General features: G+C 74.0%; 11 protein-coding genes and 1 tRNA gene. 8 read left to right on the top strand and 4 right to left on the bottom strand.

Annotation, left to right across the window (positions count from 1 at the left end):
- Window positions 1–1,128: LCP family protein (locus tag JWP64_RS00845; protein WP_366889161.1), on the top strand; the 1,128-nt coding region annotated here is incomplete at its 5' end.
- Window positions 1,129–1,152: 24 nt separating this feature from the next.
- On the opposite strand, the gene JWP64_RS00840 is transcribed toward JWP64_RS00845, so the two are convergent.
- Window positions 1,153–2,124, bottom strand: a complete 972-nt coding sequence (locus JWP64_RS00840; RefSeq protein WP_297490999.1) for a Ku protein — start codon at window positions 2,122–2,124, stop codon at window positions 1,153–1,155.
- Window positions 2,125–2,195: 71 nt separating this feature from the next.
- Between JWP64_RS00840 and ligD the strand changes: the two genes are divergently transcribed.
- From ligD to JWP64_RS00825, 3 genes are all read left to right on the top strand, one after another.
- Window positions 2,196–3,122, top strand: coding sequence for a non-homologous end-joining DNA ligase (gene ligD, locus JWP64_RS00835; protein ID WP_297490995.1), 927 nt, complete (start codon window positions 2,196–2,198; stop codon window positions 3,120–3,122).
- Between the two features lie 151 nt (window positions 3,123–3,273).
- Window positions 3,274–3,471 carry an Rv0909 family putative TA system antitoxin gene (locus JWP64_RS00830; protein ID WP_297490992.1) on the top strand — a complete coding sequence of 66 codons (198 nt, stop codon included), beginning with the start codon at window positions 3,274–3,276 and terminating at the stop codon, window positions 3,469–3,471.
- A 66-nt stretch (window positions 3,472–3,537) separates the two neighbouring features.
- Window positions 3,538–4,146, top strand: a complete 609-nt coding sequence (locus JWP64_RS00825; RefSeq protein ID WP_297490989.1) for a putative glycolipid-binding domain-containing protein — start codon at window positions 3,538–3,540, stop codon at window positions 4,144–4,146.
- 27 nt (window positions 4,147–4,173) lie between these two features.
- Here the strand turns inward: JWP64_RS00825 and JWP64_RS00820 are convergent, their stop codons facing one another.
- Genes JWP64_RS00820 through JWP64_RS00810 form a run of 3 tightly spaced genes read right to left on the bottom strand, consistent with a single transcriptional unit; the run spans window position 4,174 to window position 7,752 of the window.
- Window positions 4,174–5,118, bottom strand: a complete 945-nt coding sequence (locus JWP64_RS00820; RefSeq protein ID WP_297490986.1) for a prephenate dehydrogenase — start codon at window positions 5,116–5,118, stop codon at window positions 4,174–4,176.
- Window positions 5,119–5,171: 53 nt separating this feature from the next.
- Window positions 5,172–6,479, bottom strand: coding sequence for an amidase (locus JWP64_RS00815; RefSeq protein ID WP_297490983.1), 1,308 nt, complete (start codon window positions 6,477–6,479; stop codon window positions 5,172–5,174).
- 34 nt (window positions 6,480–6,513) lie between these two features.
- The gene (locus JWP64_RS00810) at window positions 6,514–7,752 is read right to left on the bottom strand and encodes a M20 family metallopeptidase (protein ID WP_297490980.1); all 1,239 of its coding nucleotides are present in this window, start codon (window positions 7,750–7,752) and stop codon (window positions 6,514–6,516) included.
- A 68-nt stretch (window positions 7,753–7,820) separates the two neighbouring features.
- Between JWP64_RS00810 and JWP64_RS00805 the strand changes: the two genes are divergently transcribed.
- From JWP64_RS00805 to JWP64_RS00790, 4 genes are all read left to right on the top strand, one after another.
- Entirely contained in the window at window positions 7,821–8,336 is a 516-nt protein-coding gene (locus tag JWP64_RS00805; RefSeq protein ID WP_297490977.1) for a tRNA adenosine deaminase-associated protein, read from the top strand.
- A gap of 84 nt (window positions 8,337–8,420) precedes the next feature.
- Window positions 8,421–8,885, top strand: a complete 465-nt coding sequence (locus tag JWP64_RS00800) for a nucleoside deaminase (protein ID WP_297490974.1) — start codon at window positions 8,421–8,423, stop codon at window positions 8,883–8,885.
- A 9-nt stretch (window positions 8,886–8,894) separates the two neighbouring features.
- Window positions 8,895–9,347: an NUDIX hydrolase gene (locus JWP64_RS00795; RefSeq protein ID WP_297490971.1), complete on the top strand. Its 453-nt coding sequence runs from the start codon at window positions 8,895–8,897 to the stop codon at window positions 9,345–9,347.
- A gap of 69 nt (window positions 9,348–9,416) precedes the next feature.
- Window positions 9,417–9,504 (top strand) — tRNA-Ser (locus tag JWP64_RS00790).
- Window positions 9,505–9,518 lie beyond the last annotated feature (14 nt).

Below are 9,518 nucleotides of genomic sequence, written 5' to 3'. Positions count from 1 at the left end.
CGCCGCGCGCAGCCGCCCGCCGAGGGCCTGACCCGCCCGGTGCACGGGCGCCCGCAGCAGGGCCGTGCGGTGCAGCCGCCGGCCAGGCCGACGGCGATGATGCCCCGCTCGTCCGTCGAGCGTCCGCCCTTCCGTCCGCCGGCGTCGGACCGGCCCGTCGCGCTGCCGCGGCAGCCGCGCCCACCCAAGCGCCGCAACTGGCGCCGTCGGATCACCGTCGCGATCGCCCTGATCCTGGTGGCGTTCATCGGGTTCGGCGTCTACCTGGACCAGAACCTGCAGCGCGTGGCGGCCCTGCCCGCGGACAGCGCCGCGACGTCGTCGGGCACGAACTGGCTGATCGTCGGCTCGGACAGCCGCGCGGGGCTCTCGGCCGAGGATGAGGTGAACCTGGCCACCGGCGACGCCGCGGGCCAGCGCACGGACACGATCATGCTGGTGCACACCGGCAGCTCGGGTTCAGTGCTGGTCAGCCTGCCGCGGGACTCCTACGTGCCGATCGCCGGGCACGGCAGCAACAAGCTCAACTCCGCGTACGCGTTCGGCGGGCCGCAGCTGCTCATCGGCTCCGTCGAGGCGGCGACCGGGCTGAAGATCGACCACTACGCCGAGATCGGGTTCGGGGGCTTCGTCGGCGCGGTCGACGCCGTGGGCGGCATCACGATGGACATCCCCGAGGCGATCAAGGACCCCAAGGCGGGCCTGGACATCCAGGCGGGCACCCAGGATCTCGACGGCACGACGGCGCTGGGCTACGTCCGCACCCGCGCCACGGCCAGCTCGGACTTCGGCCGGGTCGCCCGGCAGCGTGCGCTGCTCTCGGCCCTGATCGCGAAGGCGACCAGCCCGAGCACCCTCGTCAACCCGTTCCGGCTGGTCCCGCTGGCCAACGCGATGACCGGCACCATCACTGTCGACAACAGCGACCACATCTGGAACGTGGCCTCGCTGGGCCTCGCGCTGCGCGGGGTGTCCGGCGGGGGCGGCGTCGCGACGACGGTGCCCGTGGGCTCGACGCCGAACGTCGGCGGCCAGTCCGTGGTCCGCTGGGACAAGACCCGGGCGAGCAGCCTCTTCGGGTCCCTGCAGAAGGACGTCACGCCGCCGGAGTCCGCCCTCGGCCCGTGACGCGTGCGGCCGCGCCGCGGGCGGTCAGGCGGTGCGACGCTTGCGGGTGGTGGCGGGCTTCTTCTCCGGCGTGTCGTCGTCCGTGGACTCTGCGGCCTTCTTCGCCGCCGGTTTGCGGGGGGCCGGTTTGCGGGCCGCGGGCTTCTTCGCCGGGGCCGGCTCGTCCTCGGCCTTCGCCGACGAGGCGGACGTGCCCGACTTCTGCGCTGCCGCGCCCTTCGCCGCCTCGACGCTTTGCTGCAGCGCGGTCAGCAGGTCCGTCATCGAGTCCTCACCGTCGTCCGACGACTTCTCGGCGACCGGCGCGGGCCGCGTCGCCCCGCTGGACTTCTTCGACTCGATCAGCTCGACGACCGCGTCCCGGTACTCGTCCTGGAACTGGGCGGGATCGAAGTCCGCGCCCAGGCTCTCGACCAGCGACGCGGCCATCTTCTGCTCCTGCGGACGCAGCTCCACGTCCGCGTCGAGGATGTCGAAGTCCGGCTCGCGGACCTCGTCCGGCCAGAGCATCGTCTGCAACACGATGGCCTTGTTCCGCACCCGGAGCAGCGCGATGCTCTCCCGCTGCCGCAGGGCGACCTTCACCACGGCCATCCGGTCCGTCTCCTTGAGCGCCTCGCGCAGCAGCGCGTAGGGCTTGGCGGCCTTCGTCTCCGGCTCGAGGTAGTAGCTCTTGTCGAACAGGAGCGGGTCGATCTGGTCCGCGGGGACGAACTCGATGACGTCGATCTCGTGGCCGCTCGCGACGGGCAGCGAGTCGAGGTCGTTCTCGTCGAGCGTGATCAGCTCGCCGTCCTCGGTCTCGTAGCCCTTCACGATGTCCGCGTAGTCGACCTCCTCGCCGCACACCGAGCACGTCCGCTTGTACTTGATCCGCCCGCCGTCGACGCCGTGCACCTGGTGGAACCGCACGTCGTGGTTCGTCGTCGCCGAGTACAGCTTGATCGGTACGCTGACCAGCCCGAAGGACACCGCGCCACTCCACATCGCGCGCATGGCACGTGTCTCCTCTCGACCGGTCGCTCTCCGTAGGACCCCGGAAGTGACAGCATGACGGTGTGCAGCCCATGCTCGCCACCCCAGGAGGCCTCCCGACCGGCCCCGAATGGGTCTACGAGGTCAAGTGGGACGGCATGCGGGTGCTCGCCGAGGTCACCGACGGTGTGCTCCGGCTACTCACCCGGACCGGCCGGGACGTCACCGCGAACTTCCCCGAGTTCGCCGTGATCGCGGACCTGGCCCCGGACGTGCTGCTCGACGGCGAGGCCGTCCTGCTCGACGACGGCGTGCCCAGCTTCGCGGCCCTCGCCGAACGCCTGCACGGCCCGGTCAGCCCGGCCCGCGCCGCCGCGCGCCCGGCCACGCTGATGGTCTTCGACGTCATGCGGCTCTACGGCGTCCCCCTGCTGGACCGCCCGCTGGACGAGCGTCGCGCGACCCTCGAACGCATGGACGTCGACCCGCTGCCCACCGTCGAGCTGTCCCCGCTCTACACCGACGGGGGAGCGCTGTTCGAGGCCACCGCGCGGCGCGGCATGGAGGGCGTGGTCGCCAAGCTCAAGGAGAGCCCGTACCGGCCGGGCCGGCGCAGCCCGAGCTGGGTGAAGGTGACCCACCGGCACACCCAGACATGCCTGGTCGGCGGCTGGCAGCAGGAGCGGCCGGGCCGGTCCGGACGCATCGCGACGCTGCTGCTCGGCGTCCCGGACGGGGGCCGGCTGGAGTTCGCCGGCCGGGTCTGTGCGGGCCTCGACGGGGCGGCCGTGCAGCGCGTGCTCGCGGACCTGCTGGGCGACGCGGCCGTGGAGACGTCCCCGTTCAGCGACCGGCTGCCGCGCGTCGACTCCGCGGGCGCGCGATGGTGCGACCCGCTCGTCGCGGTCGAGGTCGCGCACCTGGGCTGGACGGCCACGGGCCGGCTGCGCCAGCCCGTCTTCCGGGGCGTGCGCGCGGACGTGGACCCGGCGGAGATCCGCCGCGAGGGCGTCCCGTGACCGCGCTGGGTGATCACCCGATTCCGCTGAGCGAGCCGGGGCGGCGTCACCTGTCCGATCGGTCCGCCTGTGGCCGGGCGGCTGGCCCCTGACCGGGCACGGGGTGTTGGATGTGCCCGCAGGGGTCGATGCTCGAGAAGGGGGCACCACCGTGGATTTCGACGCACTCAAGGGGCAGGCCGAGAAGCTGCTCGACGAGCACGGCGGGACGGTCGAGGACCTCGCCGAGAAGGCCGGCGAGTTCGTCAAGGGCAGGTTCGGCCACGAGGACCAGGTCGACATGGTCGTCGACAAGATCAAGGACTTCGTCCCGGACACACCGGCGGCCGCTCCGCACGCACAGGCCTGATCCCCCCTCCTCGGGGTCCCGGGCCGATCAGGCCGAGCGGACCCCACCTCTCCTACGGTGGTGTCGATGACGATCATGCTGACCTGGCAGGCCGACGGCCGGCCCGGCCTCGAGGGCACCCGCCTGCTCCCCGCCTCCACGGGCCGGGGCTTCCGGGCCCTGAGCCGGATGGTGCTGCCCTCCCCGGAGGGCGACCTGACGGCGTCCTACAGCGTCTCGGTGGCCGAGGACGGCACGCTGGCCCGGCTGACCCTGAGCTCCGCGACGGCGGAGCGGGAGCGCCACTTCACGGCGAACCGCACGGACGACAACTGCTGGTTGCTCGACGACGGTTCCGGCGCCACGCGCAAGGAGTACGAGGCGGTCGACGTCGACGTGGCCTTCAGCCCGCTGTTCGCGTCGCTGCCGATCCGGCGCCTGGCCCTGCACCGCGACGCCGGGGACCACGAGGTCCCGGTGGTGCAGGTGTCGCTCCCGGACATGGACGTCCAGCTCGTCACGCGGCGGTACCGGACCGTCCGCACGGTCGGCGAGGACGGCACGGCGGTGGTGGCGTGCTCGGCCGGGGGCGGCGGCGAGGTCGAGATCGTCGTCGATGCGGACGGGTTCGTGATCTCCTACCCGGGTGTGGCGGCGCGGTTCGCGGAGGCTCCGGCCTCGCCGGTCGCCGGCTGAGCGCGGTCGCGAGCCGAGGAGCCGGACTCAGGCCTTCCAGCCGGAGACGACGTCTCCGCGGCGGCCGATCTCGCGCAGCTCGGCGAGTGCGTCCGGCCCGTCGAGGGAGACCTCGAGGCCCAGCGGCTCCCGGGTCGACGCCCAGCGCTGACGGGCGGCGTACCCGGCGTTGACGGTCGCGGCGAGCCCGCCGGTGGAGGCGAGCGCGCCGCGCATCACGCCGAGCCGGCCCAGGGCCTCGTCGACCGCCGCGAGCAGCGCGTTGCGGTTGCCCTCGCACATCGCGAGGACCAGCTCCGGACGTGTGCCCGCGACCCGGGTGCCGTCGGCGAACGAGCCGGCGGAGAGCGCCAGGGGCAGGTCGTCGTCCGGTTCGCCGGCGCCCACGGCCGCCAGCACCGCGGCGAGCAGGTGCGGCAGGTGGGAGATCTTCGCGACGGCGAGGTCGTGCTCGTCGGACGCCGCGGGGACGACCCGGGAGCCGCACTCCCAGGCCAGCTCCGCGACGTCCTTGAAGACTTCCAGGTCCGCGCCGTCGTCCGCGACCACGACCCACGCGGCACCCCGGAACAGCCCGGCGTCGCCGGCCGGCCAGCCGGACTCGGCGGTGCCCGCCATCGGGTGTCCGCCCACGTACCGGGCGTGCGGCGCGTAGGTGGCGACGGCGTCCGCCACCGCGACCTTGACGCTCACCGCGTCCGTCAGCCGCACCGTGGGCGCGACGTCGTCGATCCGGGCGAGCACGCCCTCGACGGCGGGCAGCGGGACGGCGAGCACGACCAGCGCGTCGTCCTTCGTGGCCCGGCGCAGGGCGGCGTCGAGATCGGTAATGACGTCGAACCCGTCCGCGACGGCCGCCGCGGCCGTCTCCTCGGACGCGGCGGCGCCGTAGACGTCCCGCCCGGCGGCCTTCGCGGCCCGCATCAGCGATCCGCCGATCAACCCGGTCCCGACGACGCATACGGCTCGCATGAGGCTGCATTCTGCCCGTGCGCGGTACGTGGTGCTCCGGCACCACGTACCGCTCACGACCGGGTGATCGCTCCGGCGACGCGCAGGATGCCGCGCTCCTCCAGGTCCACGCCGACGAGCTGGATCCCGGCCGGGAGCTCGCCCGCGGGCAGCGGCGCGGGCACGGAGAGGGCGGGCCAGCCCGTCAGGTTGAACGGCGAGGTCAGGCTCAGCATCGACGGCCGGACCGGGGTCCCGTCGACCTCGTCCGCGCCGATCGGGGTCGCCCGGAGCCGGGTGGTCGCGCTGATCAGCACGTCCATGCCCGCGACGGCCTCGCGCAGCGCGGCACCCAGCCGGCGCCGCGCCCGCTGCGCCTCGACGTAGGCGTACGCGGGCTGGTCCGCGACCGCGAGCAGTCGCTCGGCGGTGGCGGGCTGGTAGTCCGCGCGGCGCTCGGCGAGCCACGTCCGGTGGGTCGCGTACGCCTCGCCGCCGACGATCCGCGCGTAGGCCGCCGCGAGCTCCTCGATCATCGGGGTGCGGATCTCGAAGATCTCCGCGCCCGCCTTCTCCAGCGTCCGCACGGCGTCCGCGACCGCGCCGGCGAGCACCGGGTCCACTGCCTGCCAGAACTCGTCGACCAGCACGCCGACGTGGGTCCCGCGCACGCCCGGCTGCTGGATCCCGCCGCCGGTGCCGTCCGGCCGGGACAGCACGTCCCACGCGACCGACGCCGAGTGCACGTCCGACGCGAGCAGCCCGACGGTGTCCAGGCTCTCGGCCAGTGGGAACACCCCGTCCGCGGAGAGCGTGCCGAACGCAGGCTTGAGCCCGACGACCCCGCACAGCGCGGCCGGGGTGCGCACGCTCGCGCCGGTGTCCGTGCCCAGCGCGAGCGGCAGGTGCCCCGCCGCGACGGCGGCGGCCGAGCCCGACGACGAGCCGCCGGTGATCCGGGTGCGGTCGTGCGGGTTGAGCGCGGGGCCGGTCGCGGAGACGTCCCCGGTGGGGCCGTAGGCGAACTCGTGGGTGTGCAGCTTGGCGACGATCACCGCGCCCGCCTCGCGCAGGCGGGCGACGACCGGGCCCTCGCTCGTCGCGGCGGGGGCGTCGGCGAGGACGTTCGAGCCGGCCCGGGTCGGGAGGCCGACCACGTCGAACAGGTCCTTCACGCCGACGGCGACGCCGTGCAGCGGGCCGCGCCACTCGCCGCGGCGCAGCTCGGCGGCGCGCTCCTCCGCCGTCGCGATCGCGGACTCGTCGAGCAGGACGACGGCGTTGTGCTCGTCGGCGCGCAGCCGCTCGAGGGTGTCCCGGACGTGCTCGACGGGCGAGAGCTCGCCGGAGCGGAGGGCGAGGGAGAGGTCACGCAGGCTCATACGACCCATACTTCACTCACCTCCGGCCTTCCCCTCACATCAGGTGGTGCAGCGCGAGGCCCGCGTAGAGCGCGACGCCGGGGACCATCGCCGCCTCGTCGAAGGTCACTCGGTTGGAGTGGTTCGGCGCGGCGCCCAGCGGGTCCGCGCCGGGGCTGCAGGCACCGAGGAAGGCCAGCGCGCCGGGGACCCGTTCGAGGACGTACGCGAAGTCCTCCGCACCCATGATCGGCGTCGGCATCGTGGCGACCTTCCGGGCGCCGAACAGCCGGGTGGCGAGGTCGCCGAGCGTGGTGGCGGCGGCCGGGTCGTTGACCGTGACCGGGTAGCCGGGCTCGATGTCGACGCGGGCGGTGCAGTCGTGGGCGAGCGCGGTGTGCCGGCAGACCCGGCGGATCTCCTCGCGCAGGGCCAGCCGGACCGGCTCGGACATCGTCCGCAGCGTGCCCTCGAGCTCGGCGGTCTCCGGGATGATGTTGTTCGTGGTCCCGGCGGTGATCCGGGCGATCGTCAGGACCGCCGGCTGATGCGTGTCGACCTTGCGGGTCATCATCGTCTGCAGCGCGCCGACCATCGCCGCGGCCGCCGGCACGGGGTCGACGGCGTCGTGCGGGGCCGAGGCGTGCCCGCCCCGCCCCACCACGGTGACCCGCAGGACGTCCGCCGCCGCCATGATCGGCCCCGGACGGGTGTGCACCTCCCCGGACGGCAGCGTGGCGCTGATGTGCAGGGCGTAGGCCGCCTTGGGCAGGCCCGCGGGGCCGTGCCGGTCCAGCAGGCCGTCGGAGATCATGTGCCGGGCGCCGTGGAAGCCCTCCTCACCCGGCTGGAACATGAAGAGCACGCGCCCGCCGAGGTCCTCCCGGTGGTTCGCCAGCACCCGGGCAGCCGAGGCGAGCATCGCGACGTGGGTGTCGTGCCCGCAGGCGTGCATCGCGCCGTCGGTCTTCGAGCGGAACTCGACGGCGGTGTCCTCCTGCAACGGCAGTGCGTCCATGTCCGCGCGCAGCAGGACCGTCGGCCCGGGCCGGCCGCCCTCCAGGACGCCGACGACCGAACTGACCTCCCGGCCCAGGTGGAGGCGCAGGGGGAGGTCCGCCAACTCGGTCAGGATCGCGTCCCGGGCGACGGGCAGGTCGAGGCCGATCTCGGGTCGGCGGTGGAGGGCGCGGCGCAGCGCGACCGTGCGCGGCTGGACCCGCCTGGCCTCCGCGGCGAGCCCCGACAGGACCGCTGCGAGCAGCGTGGCGGAGCGGCTGTCGGAGGAGGCCATGAGACGATCCTGACATTCGCCGGATTGTGGTTTGTACCACAGTCGGCTCTGGGCTTACCGTAGGTCCCATGCCGGTGCAGAGTGTGAAGGCCCCCGCGGAGGTGCGGGACCAGCCCCTGCCCGGATTCGCTGTCGCGGCGATCCGGGAGGAGGGACGGTGGCGCTGTGCGCGACTGGACCCCGAGGCCCTGGTCGATCTGGACACAGCGATCACGGAGCTCCGGGGGCTGCGTTCCACGGGCGCCGTCATCGGGCTGCTGGACGTCGACGACGAGTTCTTCATCCTCCTCCGGCCCACGCCGGGCGGGGTGTCGCTGATGATGTCGGACGCCGTCGCGGCCCTGGACTACGACGTCGCCGCGGACGTGCTGGACCTGCTGCGCGTCGAGCTTCCACCGGACGAGGACGCCCTGGACGACGACCCGTGGCCCGAGGGCGACCTGTCGATCTGCGCAGACCTCGGCCTGCCCGCGGACGAGCTGGAGGTCCTCGCCGGCGAGCTGGACCTCTACCCGGACGAGCAGCTCGCCGCGATCGGCCGTCGGCTGGGCTTCGGCGAGGCGCTCGCGGAACTCGTCGACTAGCGGCGCCTGCGGCGCCTGTGCGCGGAAACCGTTGCCGGAGCAGCGTTTTCCGCGCACGACCGCTGATGGCGCAGAATCGGCCCCGTGCTGACGGGTGCGAGCGACGAGGTGCTGCTCCGCCGTGCTCTCGTCCTGGCCGCGGAGGCCCCGCGGACCGGTGACGTCCCGATCGGCGCCGTGATCGTCGACGCCGACGGGGTGGAGCTCGCCGCGGCCCGCAACGCCCGCGAGGCCCTCGGCGACCCCACCGCCCATGCCGAGATCCTCGCGTTGCGCGCCGCGGCCGCACGGCGGGGCGAGTGGCGCCTCGAGGGCTGCACCCTGGCCGTCACCGTGGAGCCCTGCACGATGTGCGCGGGCGCGATCGGGCTGGCCCGCGTCTCCCGCGTCGTGTTCGGGGCCTGGGAGCCCAAGACGGGCGCCGCCGGCTCGCTCTGGGACGTCCTGCGGGACCGCCGGCTGACCCACCGGCCGGAGGTCGTGGGCGGGGTCTGCGCGCCGGAGGCCGCCGCGCTGATGGAGGAGTTCTTCGCGGGCCACCGCACGTAGTCTCGATCAGTGCCGAAGCCCTTCCAGCGGATCGCCGCCTACGTCGTGTGCGTCCGTGACGAGCAGGTCCTCCTCGCCCGCTGGATCAGCCCGGACGGCCCGCGCTGGACGCTCCCCGGCGGCGGCATCGACCACGGCGAGGACCCGCGGGACGCGGCCGTCCGGGAGGTCGACGAGGAGACCGGCTACGAGGTCGTCCTCGATGCCCTGCTCACCGTGGACTCCGTGCATCTCACGACTGGCCTCGACGGCAGGGCGATCGACCACCACGGCATCCGCGTCGTCTACGCCGCGCACGTCACGGGCGGCGAGCTGCGCTTCGAGATCGGCGGGAGCACGGACGAGGCCGCGTGGGTGGACCTCGCCGCGGTGGACGGCCTGACGCGGGTCGGCCTCGTCGACGTCGGGCTGGCGGCGTGGCGCGCGGCGGACCCGGCCCGGCACGCGGTGCTCCGGGACTGATCGCGCTGGTCAGAGCCGGTGGCCGTCCCCCGGCGAAGGTCGCGGGAGGGCTTCGGTAAAGTATCCGGCGGTAGCGTGTCCGAGCGGCCGAAGGAGCACGCCTCGAAAGCGTGTGAGGTGCAAGCCTCCGTGGGTTCAAATCCCACCGCTACCGCCAGCCTCACCAGGCGA

Source organism: Pseudonocardia sp. (assembly GCF_025465255.1).
Taxonomy (GTDB): Bacteria; Actinomycetota; Actinomycetes; order Mycobacteriales; family Pseudonocardiaceae; genus Pseudonocardia.
This window is presented reverse-complemented; position numbering and strand designations above follow the sequence as displayed.

Coding starts and splice junctions, on each gene's coding strand:
- JWP64_RS00840 (WP_297490999.1), bottom strand. CDS start 2,124: ATGCGCGCGATGTGGAGTGGCGCGGTGTCCTTCGGGCTGGTCAGCGTA.
- ligD (WP_297490995.1), top strand. CDS start 2,196: ATGCTCGCCACCCCAGGAGGCCTCCCGACCGGCCCCGAATGGGTCTAC.
- JWP64_RS00825 (WP_297490989.1), top strand. CDS start 3,538: ATGACGATCATGCTGACCTGGCAGGCCGACGGCCGGCCCGGCCTCGAG.
- JWP64_RS00820 (WP_297490986.1), bottom strand. CDS start 5,118: ATGCGAGCCGTATGCGTCGTCGGGACCGGGTTGATCGGCGGATCGCTG.
- JWP64_RS00815 (WP_297490983.1), bottom strand. CDS start 6,479: ATGAGCCTGCGTGACCTCTCCCTCGCCCTCCGCTCCGGCGAGCTCTCG.
- JWP64_RS00810 (WP_297490980.1), bottom strand. CDS start 7,752: ATGGCCTCCTCCGACAGCCGCTCCGCCACGCTGCTCGCAGCGGTCCTG.
- JWP64_RS00805 (WP_297490977.1), top strand. CDS start 7,821: ATGCCGGTGCAGAGTGTGAAGGCCCCCGCGGAGGTGCGGGACCAGCCC.